At 37.3% G+C, this 17,293-nt stretch carries 12 protein-coding genes; 8 read left to right on the top strand and 4 right to left on the bottom strand.

Annotated features, from left to right (window positions below):
* Nucleotides 1–4,684, bottom strand: a 4,684-nt coding sequence (locus tag H0X48_01995; GenBank protein MBA3954068.1) for an ankyrin repeat domain-containing protein, incomplete at its 3' end; no start/stop codon positions are given.
* A 457-nt stretch (nt 4,685–5,141) separates the two neighbouring features.
* On the opposite strand from H0X48_01995, the gene H0X48_02000 reads away from it, so the two are divergent.
* Complete coding sequence (locus tag H0X48_02000) at nt 5,142–5,825, top strand: ankyrin repeat domain-containing protein (protein MBA3954069.1); 684 nt, start codon at nt 5,142–5,144, stop codon at nt 5,823–5,825.
* A 53-nt stretch (nt 5,826–5,878) separates the two neighbouring features.
* Here the strand turns inward: H0X48_02000 and tsaB are convergent, their stop codons facing one another.
* The 3 genes from tsaB to ruvX all read right to left on the bottom strand — a co-directional run bounded on the left by tsaB (nt 5,879) and on the right by ruvX (nt 7,231).
* The gene (gene tsaB, locus H0X48_02005; GenBank protein ID MBA3954070.1) at nt 5,879–6,541 is read right to left on the bottom strand and encodes a tRNA (adenosine(37)-N6)-threonylcarbamoyltransferase complex dimerization subunit type 1 TsaB; all 663 of its coding nucleotides are present in this window, start codon (nt 6,539–6,541) and stop codon (nt 5,879–5,881) included.
* Between the two features lie 6 nt (nt 6,542–6,547).
* Complete coding sequence (locus tag H0X48_02010) at nt 6,548–6,730, bottom strand: hypothetical protein (protein ID MBA3954071.1); 183 nt, start codon at nt 6,728–6,730, stop codon at nt 6,548–6,550.
* 93 nt (nt 6,731–6,823) lie between these two features.
* Nucleotides 6,824–7,231, bottom strand: coding sequence for a Holliday junction resolvase RuvX (gene ruvX / locus H0X48_02015; protein ID MBA3954072.1), 408 nt, complete (start codon nt 7,229–7,231; stop codon nt 6,824–6,826).
* A 130-nt stretch (nt 7,232–7,361) separates the two neighbouring features.
* On the opposite strand from ruvX, the gene H0X48_02020 reads away from it, so the two are divergent.
* The 7 genes from H0X48_02020 (at nt 7,362) to H0X48_02050 (ending at nt 17,177) form a co-directional block, all read left to right on the top strand.
* Entirely contained in the window at nt 7,362–7,832 is a 471-nt protein-coding gene (locus H0X48_02020; protein ID MBA3954073.1) for a hypothetical protein, read from the top strand.
* A 285-nt stretch (nt 7,833–8,117) separates the two neighbouring features.
* Nucleotides 8,118–9,827: a threonine--tRNA ligase gene (gene thrS, locus H0X48_02025; GenBank protein MBA3954074.1), complete on the top strand. Its 1,710-nt coding sequence runs from the start codon at nt 8,118–8,120 to the stop codon at nt 9,825–9,827.
* 53 nt (nt 9,828–9,880) lie between these two features.
* Nucleotides 9,881–11,236, top strand: coding sequence for a sodium:alanine symporter family protein (locus H0X48_02030; protein ID MBA3954075.1), 1,356 nt, complete (start codon nt 9,881–9,883; stop codon nt 11,234–11,236).
* A gap of 301 nt (nt 11,237–11,537) precedes the next feature.
* Nucleotides 11,538–12,905 (top strand): transposase, encoded by a 1,368-nt coding sequence (locus tag H0X48_02035; GenBank protein MBA3954076.1) that lies wholly within the window; start codon nt 11,538–11,540, stop codon nt 12,903–12,905.
* A 178-nt stretch (nt 12,906–13,083) separates the two neighbouring features.
* The gene (locus tag H0X48_02040) at nt 13,084–13,416 is read left to right on the top strand and encodes a hypothetical protein (protein MBA3954077.1); all 333 of its coding nucleotides are present in this window, start codon (nt 13,084–13,086) and stop codon (nt 13,414–13,416) included.
* 147 nt (nt 13,417–13,563) lie between these two features.
* Entirely contained in the window at nt 13,564–15,027 is a 1,464-nt protein-coding gene (locus tag H0X48_02045) for a UDP-N-acetylmuramoyl-L-alanyl-D-glutamate--2,6-diaminopimelate ligase (protein ID MBA3954078.1), read from the top strand.
* A gap of 149 nt (nt 15,028–15,176) precedes the next feature.
* On the top strand, nt 15,177–17,177 hold the full coding sequence (locus H0X48_02050) for a sodium-translocating pyrophosphatase (protein MBA3954079.1): 2,001 nt from the start codon (nt 15,177–15,179) through the stop codon (nt 17,175–17,177).
* The last annotated feature ends 116 nt before the right edge of the window (nt 17,178–17,293 follow it).

Here is a 17,293-nt window from a genome sequence, read left to right on the forward strand (position 1 = left end):
CAAGTAATAATTTTACAATGCCGCTATAACCTAAGGTGCAAGCCTGTATAAGAATTGCCTGGCCATTTTGATCTTGTACATTAGGATCTACATCCGGTACATTAAGAAGTAACTCTACAATCTCTGTGTTGCCTTTGACTGCAGCTACCAATAAAGCAGTACTTCCAATTTTGGTTTGTACATCCAGTTTTGCTCCAGCTTCAAGTAAGGCTCTTACAATGCTAGTATGGCCTAGGGCACACGCTTTCATAAGGGGTGTTTCTGTATGTATGTCTTGTACATTAGGATCTACATCAGGTGCGTTAAGAAGAAGCTTTATAATATCAGTATGGCCTTTTTCAGTAGCTATCAATAAAGCAGTACTTCCAATTTCGTTTTGTATGTCTGGGTTTGCTCCAGCTTCAAGTAAAGCCCTTGCAATTGGTATGAATCCTTTATCTAATGCCATTATTAAAGGTGTATTGCCAAATTTATCTTGTAAGTTAAGATTAGCCTTTTTTTCAAGTAATAATTTTACAATGCCGCTATAACCTAAGGTGCAAGCCTGTATAAGAATTGCCTGGCCATTTTGATCTTGTACATTAGGATCTACATCCGGTACATTAAGAAGTAACTCTACAATCTCTGTATTGCCTTTGACTGCAGCTAACAATAAGGCAGTAGTTCCAATTTTGGTTTGTACATCCAGTTTTGCTCCAGCTTCAAGTAAAGCTCTTGCAATACCAGTGTGAGCTAGGGCACAAGCTTTGATAAGAGCTGTTTCTCCATGTTTATCTTGTACATTAGGATCTACATCAGGTGCGTTAAGAAGAAGCTTTACAATATCAGTATGGCCTTTTTCAGTAGCTATCAATAAAGCAGTACTTCCAATTTCGTTTTGTATGTCTGGTTTTGCTCCAGCTTCAAGTAAAGCCCTTGCAATTGGTATGAATCCTTTATCTAATACCATTATTAAAGGTGTATTGCCAAATTTATCTTGTAAGTTAAGATTAGCCTTTTTTTCAAGTAATAATTTTACAATGCTGCTATAACCTAAGGTGCAAGCCTTTATAAGAGCTGTTTCTGCATGTTGATCTTGCACATTAGGATCTACACTAGGTGCATTAAGAAGTAACTCTACAATCTCTGTATATCCTTTTTGTGCAGCTATCAATAAAGCAGTGGTACCTATTTCGTTTGGTATGTTTGGGTTTGCTCCATGCTTTAGGAGGAATTTGGTGCAATCTATGTAGCCTTGCTCTGCTGCTATCATAAGAGTTGTAATCCCTTGTGTATTAGCAAAATTAATATCAACCGCATGCTTTAGTAGTAGAGCTAATACGGATATTCTATTGGAATCTGTTGCTGTAAAAAATGCTGTTGTAAGAGCTATATCATCATTAAAGCCATCTGATAATAATAATGTAACTACATCGTCGTACCCACAAGTTGCTGCATATATAAAAGCTAAGGCTCTTCTAGAAAGATAACGGTTATTGGTATCATTTAAAGAAATGTCTGTATGGATAGCTGAAGCGGTTTGGTAGCAATGCAGGATATGTTGTAGGTTTGTTGGTGCCTTAATTTTGTTTGCATATTCTAAAGGCGTTAATTTGTTTTTCCCTTGAACATCAAGAGGTAGTCCAGTATCAAGAAGTAGCAATGCTATTTCAGTTCGATTAAAATCAATAGCATGATGTAAAGCAGTTTTGCCCTCTTTATCTTTAGCAAAGCATTTAAAACCGTTATAGAGAAGAAATTTTACTGCCTCAGTATCATTATTGAATATCAAAATCGGCATTAATTTAATAATAAAAGCTTCGTTAAAAAGAGTATGAGCTTGAGAAGTTTTTAGTGCTGTTTGACTAGCTTGAGTAGGTATTAAAAATGCTCCACCTTTTATAATATGATAAATAGCTTCAGTATTGCCGTGTTCGATAGCATGTGTTAATGCTGTTTTGCCATTGCTATCTTGAGCATGGATATCTATGTTTGGCAAACTTAATAATTTTAAAAGGGCATTGTTTTTTGGATGACGTGTAGAGAGCATAAGTGGTGTAGTGTCCGTGTTAGAGGCTTGAGCATTAATCTCTTGGATATTAGTAGAATCTGCATTATCTTCAAAGTAAACTGAGAGCATAAGAGAGGTGTACCCTTGAGCTTCTAATGCACCTCTTTCTACTTTGCTTTTTTGCTCTAGTTGATGTGCATGGTAGAGACCTTCTTCAATGGTAATAAGCTGCTTTACTCTCTCAAATATTCTCTTAGGTATTTTAGATGCACGTAGCTGTTTAAGTAGAGCAAGTTTTAAATCACCATTAGGCTGAGCATTATAGAGTATTTCAAAGAGTGCTGGTTTATCTTCAAAAGCAGCAGCTATAAGGGGTGTTTGTCCTAAGTGATTAGTGCTTGTTAATGTTTGGGGGTAAAGCTTAATTATAAATTCAAGCAGCGAACTTTCGTTTAGTTCTAATGCTTTAAAGAGGCATAAGCTAGCATCCTGATTACTTAATGATGGTCTACTGATAAGTAGTTGCTCTAACAAGTTTTTATTGCCTGTTCTTAAAGCATCTATTATTTTGCCTAATCTAAATGCAGGAAGCATGGTAGCTAAAAGATCCAAAACAAGATAATTATTCTGCTCTTGGGCCTTATTCCATAAAGAGTGGAGCTGTGGTGTTGTTGGTTTTTTACTTTTAATTAACAGCTCAAGCAAGAGTTTGTCTTGTGTACTATAGGCATGAATAAGAGCGTTCTCAATATTTGTTTCAGAGAGTTGGATATGTAATAGCTGCTCGATAACTACATTTTTTTGAGCTTTAATAGCATATAAAAAAGGCGTTTCACCTTGAGTATTAATAATGCCATTAACATAGGGCTGTAGTGCAGTAAGTGTTTCTTGGCTTAAATGATTTGTTGCAAGCTCGTGTTTAAACTCTTGTAATATAGCAGCTTTTTGTTCTTGAGCAACTTTTTGTTGTTGTTGCTTTTTCTCAAGTAATGGTGCCATTTGGTGCAAGTAAGCCTTTTTTACAGCATCTTTTATCTCTTGTTTTATTTCTTTAGTAGCTTGTACAAGTTCATAAATAGTGTTGCTATTTATGCAATGATAGGTGTGAGCTCCAGCAGCAAGTAGCAGTTCTATAACTTCTAAATGATTATGTATACATGATAAATAAAGGGCCGTATGTCCAAAAGCATCAGGGGTATTTACCAATGCTTGATTGGCAAGTAATTTTGCAACTTTTTTTATGTCACCCTTATAGCAAGCGTACATAAGCTCTGTTGCTTTATGTTTATTAAGCCAGGTGCTTTTTTTATATACATGTTTTTGCAGTAGAGCAGCGATTTTAGGGAGATTGCGTTTCTGGGCAAGAGAGAGCGCACTGTCGCCTTTGTTATTGGTCGGTGTAGGATCTGCATGAGCTTTAAGGAGAATCTTAATAAAAGGTTCAGCTTTATCTTGTAGGTAATCAATTGCATAACAAAGAGCATTGTTGCCATTGCTGTCTTGTGTATTGGGATCTGCTTTATGCTCAAGCAGTAACTGAGTGATTGCTATAGCTAATTGAAGCATATCGTTTGATTGATGGGCTAGTCGTAAAGCATGCATTAGTGGTGTTAACCTATACCGGTCTGACATATTAGCATCAGCTGATCCATAGCCAAGCAACAGCTCAAGTATTTCAATAGACGGAGCTTGCCGTGTTAAAGTATAAATAAGAGGAGTTACCCCATCTTTATTTGGGTTATTAATAGTTTTTTTATTAAGTAGGCTAAGCGTAGAGTAAAAATCATTGCGGCTTAACGCACAAAAAAGAGCTTGTTCTCTGTTGTTGCTAATTTCATAAAAATTAGCATCTTCTTCAAGTTCTTCAAGCAATCTGCTTATTAATTGCCAGTCGCCACTCTGGGCTGCCAGCTCTAAGGGTGATTTTTGAGAGCCTGAGCCATTAGAATTACTAGTATTTTGTAAAGTTTGCTGCTGGTGGTTTGCAGTTAATCCAGCTTGATTTCTTTGTGTAGCAGCTTTTTGTTGTAGAGCTATTTTTTCAAGAGTTAGAAGGCTAATGGGCTTGCCGCAAGCATATACTTCCGGATAGATAGTTACTATCTGCATACTACTAGCAATGGCTGGGATAAGTTTAACAACAACAATTAAGTTAAGGTCATTTGCTGCAAGCCCTATAAGTTTAAACTTATAAGTACTGAAGCTGTACGGTGTTTTGCCAGCTTGGATATCAAAAGGCTCTAAAATAGTATCCCGATTAAAACAGTTGGTTACTGTTTCTACTATATAGTTTGTTAATTGATCTGGTGTCCAGCTTGTTGGAAAGAATGTTTTAGGCTCTTGGTAATAGTGGCCGTTGTAAATAACATACCCAACGTGAAAGTTTTGTATATCGCCATTAGTTAGTACCCATAACTTATCAGACACTTTAACAAGTGTTAAACCCTGAATGGTTTGAATTGCTTGTGGTTGGTAATAATGAAAGCCCAATAGCTTACGATTACCCGAGTTATCCATAACCGGTTGATAACCAGTAACATGAGCAAGTGCCGGTGCTAAAGACGTTACATGATGATGTCCCTGTAATGGTAGATACACTCTAGGATCTGCAGGTGTTTGATTATGTTGTCTCATAGCTAAGAGAGCTGTGGTAAAATGAATGACAAAAGATAAAAAAATACCATATTTTTTCATAGCTCTCCAAAGTATATTTTCAAATTATTAAATTTATAGTAATTAATTATAAACTATTTAAAAAATAAAACAAATTAAGTAATGTTTTTATTGCAAAAAGTAGGTTTTAATATAAGCTGGCATAAGCTAGTTTCTTTCAACGGGTAAGCTTGCTATTGTTTTAAAGTATTTTGGCTAATAGTTTTAAGAGACTAAGCTTGGTAGCTGATGAATAATAATAACTCTTGCACCTAAAATTTTTTCAATTTTATACCTGTGAAGCCCTATTCCAGTGCCAATAAGTGCAACCAGAGGTCTAGGAATTTTACGTAAAGCTTTCTAAGTATTTTTAACGTTAACTGAAAACCAAGAACTCACTTAACTCTATTTTTATTAATTATATTGACAAATATGGGCAAAAATAGCTATTATTAAATTTATAATAGTTCAAATTAATAATATAAATTGGGAGAATAGAATGAAAAGACATTTATTTATAGTATTACTAAGTATAAGTAGCCAAGTGTTTAGTATGTATAGTAAAAATTGGTGGGACCCTATAGATAACGAAGTACACAGTAGTTCTGGCAGAGCTCATGCTAATAAGCCAGAAAATAGAGCGCTATGGGATGAGATATTAAAAATATTAAACAATCCTACAGTCACTGATTTTAGTAAGTTAGAGAAGATATTAGATGAGTCTGGTGCAGATATTAATGCAAGAGACTGGCTGGGACATTTTACGCCTATTCTTTTTGCAGTCGGAGAAAATAATGAGCCTTTGACAAAGTTTCTTCTAAAAAGAAAACCTCAGCTTAACACTGTAGACTTCAAGTTTACCTATACACCGTTGCATTGGGCCATCATAAAAGATAATAAAAATATTGTTAAAATGCTCTTAAAAGCAGGAGCAGATGTTAATTTACCTAGTAGTGCTGGAAAAACAGCATTAGAAGTTGCCCAAAAGGAAAACAACCCTGAGATTATTAACATGATACAAGAATATATGGAATACGCTCAAAATAAGCCTCAAATTAAACAAGATACAGAAAAGTATGTAATGGATGTACTTGGTTATGCTGGTTCAGGTGAAGGTCAAGCAATGCCAGAATTACCGTTAGATGTAAAAAACATTATTCTTGGCTACACAATAACTGGGTGATATATAACTATTATTTAAGAGGCCTTGCAAGGCCTCTTATTTTAATATTTGTTTCAAAGAGAACAGATCTTCATATACACTGGCATTAGTTGTTTGTCGCGCGTGGCGTTAGTTTGCCATTGTTTTAGAGCTTCTAGTCCAATTGTTTTAAGAGATACTAAATGGAGCATAGGGTCAACAAAAGTCGCCCTATTATCTAACGCTTTTTGAATGTCTGCTTTATAAAGTTCAGATCCGTTACCAACAAACATAAAATTGCCTGGTTGCTGTTTAAATCTTTCTAAGAGCACAGTGATTTTATCGTAGCCTGTAGCTATTTCTTGAGCTTGATCTCGTATACCGTAATAAACCTCTTGGCAAAAGGCATTAAGTAATACCACAAGAGTTGTGTTTGTATAGCAGGGCGCTAATTCATGTAAAAACGCTTGTAGGCCATCTACGCCAATAAGCGGTATATGTGTTGCAAAAGCCAGGCCATTGACCGAGGCTAATGCAACACGTAACGTGGTAAATGGTGCAGGCCCTTGATGGGCCGCTATAAATCGTAAGTCGGTAAAGGCAACTGCATGTTTATGTAATAAATCCTGCATGAGGTATAAAAAGTCTTTGCTTACTTTTTTGCTGTCCTGGGTAACTGAATCTATAAGCTCAGTATCGTTAAAAAGTCCAAGTTGTACATCTGAGTAGCGTGTATGGACAGCGAGAAAAAAGGGCATTGTACCTCAATTGTTTTTATTATTACATTTTTGTTGCTGATAAAAAATACTAAAAGCATCGAATTCGATGGTCTTTTCTTTTTTAGTTATAATTTTACCACAATTTAGACATTTCCACCCATCGAAGTTTAAAAAATGATCAAAAAAGGATTGTAATACCATCAACCCCGAACATTTAGTGCACTTCATTGCCGCTCCTCTCCCTTTTTTAAAGTGGCATACGAAACCTGCTCTAAGGGAATCTAAAGTATTGCTACCTTCTTTGTCAAGTAGTATTTTTGACTACTTGTTCATATGCAGGTAGGAGAGGTACGAATCCAAAATAAAAGCAGCTGCAACAGAATGGGATTTAATTTTATCTTCTTTGGTTTTACGTGATCCTATAACTTGAGCACGCTTACTACTTAACCGTTCATCCCAGAGCACAAATTGTGTATCGGCGAATTTGGTTTCTAACAATTCTTTGTAAGCAACAACTTTTTTGGTTTGATCGCTTTCGCCACCGCTCATTGTTTTTGGGTATCCTATAACAATAATACCTATTGTCTCTTTCTGTAAAGTAGTACTTAAAAACTGTTCAAGTTCAGCAGCAGTTACTGTAGTATAGGGCTTAGGAAAAATGCGAGAACTATCAGAAAGGGCTACACCTACCCATTGGTCGCCTAAATCTAAGGCCATTATTTTGCTCATAGCTTTTTCTTTCTTAGCTTTATTTTTGTATGTTTTCTTTAAGTATAGTTTTTTTATAGAATTTTGTTGCAATCTCTTTATGCTGTTAACAGTCTAAGGTAAAGTTCTAGATAAACATAAGAGAAAAAGCATGAAAAACATCCAAAAGCAATTAGTGGTTTTGGCTTTACTTGTAGTGCCCTCAAGCCCTAGTATGAGCATGTATTCACATAAAAACGGTACTACACAAACTACTCATTTTATTATACCAAGTGTAAAGCCAAAGTTAAGAGCTCTTATGCATAATCAATGGTATACACAGATAGAGACTGAAGATGAAAACGTACGGTCATTCGAACGCAGTATACCTTTAGGTTTAGATACGGAAGTTATTCAAGTTTCTTTTGATACTAAAGGCAAGTTGCTTAATTGTTCTATAGAGTATCGAACACCAGATTTTAAAAACAATGAAAGTAAAGTTGCATGGAAAATTACAAAAAATTCTGTTAAAAAAAGCTTTAAATGTCACTGTGCTAAACCCGCTTTCTTTGTCATGGCTTTAGTCTGTTTGTGTTATGCTTTATGTAAAGGTCCTTTTTATACTCAAGAACCTTTAGCATAAAAATTTTTAGAATAACTTTGAATTCATGACCAATTTAGTATAGACTCATACTGAAAACCTTACAGTACCATGCACTGCCAGAAGGTATGCCATGCATAAAAAGTCTTTTTATAGTATCTCTCAAAGTAATTCTCATACTTTTGCTTTTCCTGCACGAACGTGCTGTTGTAGCACCACTTCTTGTGTTACTTGTTGGGCGTAACGCCCATTTTCGACACACTTTACTTTTTGTTATAGATTGTTTTTAGAAATTATTAGTTTATTTACTACTTTAGGAATATTCGTATGGAGAAGACCAACGATATAAAAGTATTGCGCCATTCGGCTGCGCATCTACTTGCACATGCTCTTATAGAACTTTTTCCCGATACGCAACTTACTCTCGGTCCTGCTACTGAAGAAGGCTTTTTTTACGATGTGCTTCCTGCGCGTAACTTTAAAGAAGATGATTTAGTGCTTATCGAAGAGCGTATGCGCCAGATAGTTGCCCGCAACTTGCCGCTTGAGCATGCTGACGTTTCAAAGCATAGTGCGCGAGAACTTTATAAAAATAACCCCTTTAAACTTGAGCTCATTGATAATATACCTGGTGATACGGTAGGTCTAGCAGTTCAAGGAGATTTTAAAGATCTGTGTCGTGGTGGCCATGTGGCCTCAACAGGGGATATACAGCATTTTAAACTGCTTGGCATTTCGGGCTCTTACTGGCGCGCAGATAAAAAAAATCAGGCGTTACAGCGTATACATGGTACTGCATTTTTCACTCAAAAAGACCTTGAAGATGCTGACCTTCGTCGTGAAGAATTGCTTAAATACGATCACAGAAAGATCGGCAAGCAACTTGATATGTTTTCTTTTCATGAAGAAGGTGTCGGGTTTCCGTTTTTTCACCCTAAAGGCAAGCTTGTTATTAATACTCTTATAACGTATATGCGTAAGTTGCATGTTGAGTATAATTACCAAGAAGTATCAACTCCTACTATGCTTAGCGATGAGTTGTGGCGTCGTTCAGGCCATTATGCTCATTACAAAGAAAATATGTATTTTACTTGCGTAGATGATCAAAGTTACGCTATTAAGCCTATGAACTGCCCTGGTTCTATTTTAATTTACCGTAATAGACCACGTTCTTATCGAGAGCTGCCTCTTAAGCTTGCTGAATTTGGGCATGTCCATAGACATGAGCTTTCAGGAGTGCTCCATGGATTACTACGTGTACGTGCGTTTACTCAAGATGACGCTCACATTTATTGTACTCTCGATCAAATAGAGCAAGAAATAAAATCTATTATGGATATAGCTTTTAGAGTGCTTAAAAAGTGTGAATTTACTGATATTAAGCTTGCTATATCTACTAAACCCGAAAAAGCTATTGGTAGCGAAGAAACCTGGCAAAAAGCAACTGATTCACTTAAAAATGCATTAGACTCTCTTGGCCATGTATACACTATAGCTGAAGGTGATGGAGCTTTTTATGGGCCTAAAATTGAGATTATGATCAAAGATTCTATGGGACGTCAGTGGACGTGTGGTACAGCGCAAGTTGACTTTTTCCAATCAGAAAATTTTGATTTAAGCTATGTAAGTTCTGCAGGCGTGCATGAGCGACCAGTTATTATTCATCAGGCTATTTATGGATCGTTAGAGCGCTTTTTTGCTATTTTACTTGAGCATTATAAAGGGCATTTACCGTTTTGGGTTGCACCAGTGCAAGCACGCGTTTTGACTATTACTGACGCTCAAAAACCTTACGCAGAAGAGATAGTTGCTAAACTTAAAGAGCATGGTTTACGTGTTGAAATGGATAAATCATCCGATCCTATTTCAGCTAAAATTAAAGATGCACAGATTGACAAAATACCCTGGATGTTGGTATTAGGTCAAAAAGAGGTTACACAAAATACGGTAACGTTGCGACTTAATGATGGCACTCAGCAATTTGGCGTACAACTTGATGACTTGATAATTAAAGCACAATTGCTTAATGCTTTGTAAGAGTGCTTTAATAGTTATTTTTATTTTATTTATTTTTATTTAAGGATACGAATATGACTACTTTTATAGAGAGTCTTTCTTACGGGGTAAAAGCAACAAACGATTTCGTATGGGGCTGGCCGTTAATTATATTTTTTATTGCTATAGGACTTATTGCAACATTTGCTTTAGACTTTGTGCAATTTAGGTACTTTTTTAAAGCATGGCGCCTAGTTCTTGCTCCTCAAGAGCAGGTTAAGGCCGAGTCTGCTGACATGAACCCTTTTCAAGCTTTTGTAAATGCTTTAAGTACCAGTATCGGTAATGGTAGTTTGGCGGGTATGGCAACTGCAGTACACGAAGGTGGCCCTGGGGCTGCTTTTTGGATCTTTGTGTTAGGGTTTTTTGAGTTACCTATTAGATTTAGTGAAGTATATCTAAGTAATGCGTTTGAAGGTGGTGGCAGCTCTATAGTTACTGGTGGTCCTATGCTGTATCTTAAAAAGGTACCAGGCAGAGCTTTATTGCCAGCATTTTACGCATTTTTTTGTTTGATGCTTAGCTTTGTAAGCGGTAATATTATACAATCGAACTCAGTAAGTAACGGGCTACAATCTATACTACCTGTTAATAGCTATATTATTGCAGCAGTTATTTGTGCTTTTGTTGCTTATGTTGTGCTTGGTGGTGCTGCACGTATTGTTAAAATATCTGAAGCTATAGTACCTATAAAAGTAGGACTCTTTTTCGTTTCAGCTCTTTTGCTTTTAGGCTATCATTGGGCAGGCTTAGGCCATGCTTTAATGGTTATTATTCAAAGTGCTTTTACCCCCCAAGCTGTTAAAGGCGCGCTTATCGGTACAACGCTTCAATCGGCACTGCGTTTTGGTATATCTCGTTCTTTAAATGCCTCTGAAGTTGGCCTTGGTACCGCTGCAGTGTTTTTTGGCTCAACAGGCAGCAAGAACCCAGTAGAGAATGGTATTATGTCTATGGTTTCAGCTTTTATAAGTAATTACTTGGTCTGCTTTGTGCTTGCCTTGCTCATAGTAGTTACTGGTGTGTGGACTCATCAAGATGTGACAAGCATAGCATTAACAACTGAAGCTTTTGGTACATTGTATGGTTCGTTTGCTGGTTGGTTGGTTACTGCGCTTTCAGTAATTTTTGGTATTGGCGTGTTGGTAGCTTATGCCTATATTGGGCGTGAATGTTGGAGCTACTTAACCGGTGGCAGATTTTTACTTGCATATTCACTCGTATATTGTGCTTTAGCTTTTGTGGGTTCTCTTGCTAAGGTGCAGCTTGTATGGGACGCAGTAGATATTGTTAACGCTGGTCTTATGCTAATTAATTTATACGCTATAGCTGTTTTAATGCCTAAAATACGACAAGCAGTTCTGACCTATAAAAAAGGTAAAGCGGCTTAAAATATACTCAAACAACTACCTAAATTGATTAAGCTCCCAGAAATGGGAGCTTTTTTATTTTGCGTGAACAAACAGATAGTAGTGTGAATTAGGGTTGGTTAACTGCATGTTTAAACTTATTTAAACTTACTTATATATTATTAATATGATTAGGTTGGCAATAATTAGAGAAGCAGCAAATATTTTAGATGTGGCTACATCGACTTTACAATCAGTTTTTATTACTTTAGCATATTATTAGGTCTAAAGCCTGATCAAAAAACTGAGCTGATAATCTTAAACAGAGTATACAAAAAATATAATGAAACAAGTTACTGTTGCAGTTAAGTTGCGCTTGCATCCTAATTTGCTAGCTATATCATGCCTTGATGATCAATCACGTAAATGTAACTCTTTGTATAATAAAGTACTAGAAAGAGCAAACCAGCTTAAAGATCAGTTTAAAAAAACAGGTGATCTTGAAAGTAGTAAAATACTGTATAGTCCCCGAGGACTAAGAAATCTAGTTCCTGGTATAAAAGAAGAATACCCTTACCTTAAAAGTGTCTACTCAGCCCCTCTTAAAAATACAGCTTTACGTGTTACTGATGCTATTAAAGCATATCAACAATCTCGCAAAGGCAAGCGTGCTGGTGCTAAAACAGGATGGCCTGGTTTTAGATCCTGGTCATCATCATGGTTTTCTTTGCTTTATGATGAGCCAACTAAAGGTTATCGATTTGAAGGAAATAATCTTGTGCTCTCACTTGGTACAGGAATTGAGAAAAAGCGCCATTCTCTTATGGTACCCATTAGTGATATACATGCTCTTGAAGGTAAAGAAATTCGTAACTTGCGTATTGTAAAAGAGTCAGGGGTTTTTAGTGCAGTAGTAACGGTAATACGTTCACTACCAGAGACAAAACCCATTAAAAAAATACTTGCTTTAGATCCTAATCATAAAAATTTTGCTTATGGTGTTGATAATGAAGGTAAAGCTGTAGAAATTGCCGCACCATTTTGGTTGAAAGCATTTGATGTGCGATTAGATGAATTAAAATCAAAGTTGGATCGCTGCAAAAAGAAATCATACCTTGTACCTGTGGTTGATATTCAAGGAGCTATTGTCAAACAGCGATGGCAACCATCGCGCCGTTATGCTAAAATAGCTGCTGTGTATGCTAAAACCCTTACAAAACGACGAGAACTTACTAAGTTGTTTTGTTATAGACTTGCTAGCTATTTTTACAAACACTACGATTTAGTAGCTGTTGGAGACTATACACCACGCGGTAACGGCATAACAACGCCCATGAGAAGAGCAATGAACAATCGCTCGCTTATTGGTCGGTTTAAAGAAGTTCTTTCTTGGGTAGCACTTAAATCAGGCAAGTCCTATCATGAGTTTGCCGAAAAAGGGACTACAAGAACTTGCCATGCTTGTGACTTTATTGTGCCCAATGGCCTTGCACCCCATATACGTCAATGGACGTGTCCATCATGCTCAGCACACCACATTCGTGATGAAAATGCTGCATGCAATGGACTAAGAAAGACCCTGCGGGACCTTTCACTAAAAAGCAAAGAGTTATCTTTGCCAGTGCCCAGCTCGGGCCATGTTCTTATACAAGAACGTTGGGCTTGGAGAGTTCTATCTAGTGGTGCTTTATGCATTGCGGGGATACAATAGCACTCTATGTGCATCTTCAAGAAATTAAAACTGAGTGCGTGATAGCATCAGATCAAAAGTTACCTATAAATACGTTTAAGTAACTTTTGAAGAGCGGCTGTTGCAGTTTGTTATTATATTGGTAAAGTGAAATTAAGTGAGGTTTATTTTATCTTATAATTCTAAATGGAGTGACTCTATGAAATTCTTAAAATTAGCGGCTTTGAGCCTACTTACTATTTCTTGTGTATCTACACAGGCTTTTCAATTATTTGCGTCAAAAGAAGATAAAGCTTTTGTTAAAGCAGTAAGACAAGGTAACGTTGAAACTTTTGAGCGTCTTTATACAACTGTAAGCCAAAAAGCATGTGATAAAGCAATTAAAATTGCTGCACGTCACCGCAATATGGATCTTTTTTACAAGATTAAGCCTCGTGCAAGCCAAAAAGGTTTTGCAAGCGCTGTACGTTCATTAGAGCGTCGTGGTTTAGCTCATACCCATAATCACACAATGGCTATTTTTACTCGATAATCTCAAGATTGTTTAGGATGGGCGGTTTTATCCGCCCATTTTTGTTTGTAAAACTTACCAGTCGCGCTATACTCAAAATACTAAGCATAGTAAAAGTTACGTATTAAAAGTTTCGTCTTTAGCATAGGTTGAAAAACTACATATATTATGAGTACTATTACCATTCCTTCACTTTATCCAGTTACCTGTCACACTGACCATGTTGGTCCCGGATCAACCTTTGTTGTTATACAAGGTATGAAAGAAGACGGCAGTGTGTATATTCCTCGTGCTTTAGAAAGAGGTGCTACGCGTATTGTTATTCAAGAAAACGTTGAGTTGTCACTTGAATTGCAAGAATTATTAGAAAAAAAGCATGCAGAGCTTATAAAAGTGGCTGATACTCGTAAAGCACTCGCTCTTTTAAGTGCTCAAGCGCTTAATTACCCAGCGCGATCATTGCGTATTATAGCCATTACGGGTACTAAAGGTAAATCAACTACAGCGTTTCTCGTTGAGCATTTACTTAAAACGGCTGGCTACAAAACCGCTCTGCTTACCACAGTGAAAAATAAGATTTTGGACGTTGAATTTAAAACTGAGCTTACCACTCAACAGCCTGATTATTTACATATGTTTTTTTCAGTATGTAAGCAACAACATATAGACTATGTAGTAATGGAGGTTGCAGCACAAGCCCTTACCCTTTCACGCGTAGCTGGCCTTTCGTTTGATGCTCTTCTGTTTACTAATTTTAGTGCAGAACATGCAGAATTTTATAAAAAAATAGACGATTATTTTGATGCTAAAGCTGCTCTTTGCAATTACTTAAAGGCAGGTGCTCCTGCAATACTTAATGCTGATGATACGCGTATCTGGCACTTAGGGAGTCAATTAGGAAGAGTTATTTCTTTTGGCTTAGGCCAATGGGCAGATGTCACTGCTTTAGTGCAGGCAAATAACTTACAGGGCATTGAGGCTCAAATAGTTACGCCTACAGAAAAATTTCCAGTTACCGTTCCTGCATTAGTGGGTACTTTTAACGTATATAATATTCTAGCTGCTGTTGGTTTAGTTCAAGCCCTAGGTGTAGCAATTAACTCAATACAGCAAGGCTTACTTTCTTTTAAAGGTGTACCTGGTAGATTAGAACGCTTTGTTTTAAGAAATGGGGCAAAGGCGTTTATTGATTTTGCTCATAATCCTTCATCGTATGAAGCAGTGCTTTCAACATTAAGGCCTTTAAGTCCTCATTTGATAGTAGTATGTGGTGCTGGTGGTGATAGAGATGCCACTAAAAGGCCACTTATGGGCCGTATAGCTGCCCAGTTTGCTGATGTTGTTATGGTAACTTCCGATAATCCACGATCAGAAGATCCTCAAGAGATCATAAATCAAGTAGTAGCAGGTATTGCCGCTCGTGATTTGCCTAAGGTACATAAAGAGATTGATCGTGAGATTGCTATTAAAAAGGCGTACGGCCTTTCTCATGCTGATAGTATGCTCGTATTACTTGGTAAAGGACCGGACGAATATCAGATTATTAAAGGGGTAAAACATCCTTTTAGTGAGTCCGCACTCCTTAAATCACTGCAAAAAGATGCAGCTATTACAACGATTAATCTTTTTTAACAGCGATTTGGTAGTTGAAATTAGACAAACCTGCAAAAAAAAGTAATATAATAAGTTACAAGCCAAGCGCTTAGAAAAAAATTAGCTCTAATGCTAAGATACGTGTCAACCCTCATATTACTAACACCAACTTTTCATGTGGAGACGGTATGATTACCATTCCTTCTTTTCTTACCGCTATAGTGGTCTCGTGTGGGGCTGGCTTTGCGGTACTCTTTTTTTTACTCTATAAAATTCGTCAACTGCGTGTTGATAATGAGCGTGCAGCAGAAATTGCTCATGCTATTAAAACAGGCGCATTTACGTTTTTATTTGAAGAGTATAAGGTTATTAGCTTTGTAGTTGTGCCTTTGGCAGCGCTCATTGCTTTTAAGACAACGCCTTTGGCAGCTATCTGCTTTTTATCAGGATCCATGCTTTCGTTGCTTGCTGGTCTTATTGGTATGTCGGCAGCTACTGATGCTAACGTACGTACTACTATTGCAGCAAAAGATCACGGTGAACGTGCAGCTTTTATGGTAGCCTTTTTTGGCGGCGGCGTAATGGGCTTTGCTGTTGCAAGTTTTGGTATTCTAGGTCTAGGCTTATTGCTTTATCTTTTTGGTAATGCAGCTGACTTTGTGTTTTTACTTTCTTGCTTTGGCTTTGGCGCTTCACTTGTTGCCTTCTTTGCGCGTGTTGGTGGCGGTATTTATACCAAATCAGCAGACGTTGGTGCAGATTTAGTGGGTAAGCTTGAAGCAGGTATTCCTGAGGATGATCCACGTAATCCAGCAGTTATTGCTGATAACGTAGGTGATTGCGTTGGTGATACTGCAGGTATGGGAGCTGATATTTATGAGTCATACGTAGGCGCTATGATTGGTGCTATGGTTCTTGCAATAAATAAGTATCCAGGTGCTTTTGAGTATGTTAGTTTACCTATTATGCTTTCAGTGCTTGGTCTAGCTGGTTCGTTAGTTGGACTACTTGCTAATACTATAATACGTGCTGAACCTGCTGCTATGCTTCGTAATGCTACGTATATTGCTATAACTTCATTTGGTGTTTTTGCTTTCTTTTATATGAGATGGCTTGGCATTGGTGGCCAATTTGTCCCTGGAGATTTAATATGGTCAGTGCTTGTCGGTTGTCTTGCAGGTATTGTCATTGGTGCTATAACTGAATATTATACAGGCGGTGCTCCAGTAAGAAGACTTGCTGAAATCTCTCGTTCAGGCGCAGCTACTAATTTGATTTACGGTCTTTCTGTTGGTATGGAGTCAACAGCACTTCCAGTAATTATTCTTGCTTTTGGTGTATTTATATCGTATGTGTTTGGTGGCGGTCTTTTTGGTGTTGCTCTGTCAGCAGTTTCTATGCTTGCAACAGTGGGTATAGTAATGACCGTTGATGGCTATGGTCCTATAGCTGATAATGCTGGCGGTATAGCAGAAATGGCCGGCTTTGGTTCTTCTGTGCGTACTATTACTGATAAGCTTGATGCACTTGGCAATACTACTGCTGCTATAGGTAAAGGCGTAGCTATCGGATCGGCATTACTTGCTGCTCTTGGTATGTTTGCAGCTTATGGTGAAGAAGCAGGTATTCAAGTACTTGATATTATGCAAATTGAAGTCTTGGTAGGCTTATTTATTGGTGGTGTGCTTCCGTTTGTTATTTCAGCGTTAACTATGCGTTCTGTAGGATCAGCTGCTTTAAAAATGGTGATGGAAGTTCGTCGTCAATTTAAAGAAATTCCAGGTCTTTTAGAAGGTACGGCTAAACCGGATTATAAACGTTGTATTGCTATTAGTACACAAGCGGCATTGCATGAAATGTTGCTTCCTGGTTTAATTACCGTTGCTGTTCCTGTAATTGTATTTTATAGCAGACTAGGCAAATATGGTCTTGGTGGTGTATTAGTGGGTGCTACTCTTTCTGGTGTACTGCTTGCTCTTATGATGGCTAATGGCGGTGGAGCTTGGGATAATGCTAAAAAATATATCGAAGCAGGTAATTTGGGCGGTAAAGGCTCAGATGCTCATAGAGCAGCCGTTGTTGGTGATACGGTAGGAGATCCATTTAAGGACACTTCTGGTCCAGCACTTAATATTTTAATTAAACTTATGTCTGTTATAGCTTTACTTCTTGTATCAATGAGTAAGTAATACAATAACAGTTGGAAAATTGTATAAGCAAGAGAACTTTCTATCAGAAAATTCTCTTGCTTATATTTTTATCTCTCTACAGGGTGCCTGACACGGGTACCCTTTTTTTATGCTCT

The organism is Candidatus Dependentiae bacterium (assembly GCA_013821315.1).
GTDB lineage: Bacteria > Babelota > Babeliae > Babelales > Babelaceae > JACDHA01.

Excerpts from the sequence above, each read along its gene's own strand:
- H0X48_02000 (MBA3954069.1), top strand. The coding sequence starts at position 5,142 with ATGAAAAGACATTTATTTATAGTATTACTAAGTATAAGTAGCCAAGTG.
- tsaB (MBA3954070.1), bottom strand. The coding sequence starts at position 6,541 with ATGCCCTTTTTTCTCGCTGTCCATACACGCTACTCAGATGTACAACTT.
- H0X48_02010 (MBA3954071.1), bottom strand. The coding sequence starts at position 6,730 with ATGAAGTGCACTAAATGTTCGGGGTTGATGGTATTACAATCCTTTTTT.
- ruvX (MBA3954072.1), bottom strand. The coding sequence starts at position 7,231 with ATGAGCAAAATAATGGCCTTAGATTTAGGCGACCAATGGGTAGGTGTA.
- H0X48_02020 (MBA3954073.1), top strand. The coding sequence starts at position 7,362 with ATGAAAAACATCCAAAAGCAATTAGTGGTTTTGGCTTTACTTGTAGTG.
- thrS (MBA3954074.1), top strand. The coding sequence starts at position 8,118 with ATGGAGAAGACCAACGATATAAAAGTATTGCGCCATTCGGCTGCGCAT.
- H0X48_02030 (MBA3954075.1), top strand. The coding sequence starts at position 9,881 with ATGACTACTTTTATAGAGAGTCTTTCTTACGGGGTAAAAGCAACAAAC.
- H0X48_02035 (MBA3954076.1), top strand. The coding sequence starts at position 11,538 with ATGAAACAAGTTACTGTTGCAGTTAAGTTGCGCTTGCATCCTAATTTG.
- H0X48_02040 (MBA3954077.1), top strand. The coding sequence starts at position 13,084 with ATGAAATTCTTAAAATTAGCGGCTTTGAGCCTACTTACTATTTCTTGT.
- H0X48_02045 (MBA3954078.1), top strand. The coding sequence starts at position 13,564 with ATGAGTACTATTACCATTCCTTCACTTTATCCAGTTACCTGTCACACT.
- H0X48_02050 (MBA3954079.1), top strand. The coding sequence starts at position 15,177 with ATGATTACCATTCCTTCTTTTCTTACCGCTATAGTGGTCTCGTGTGGG.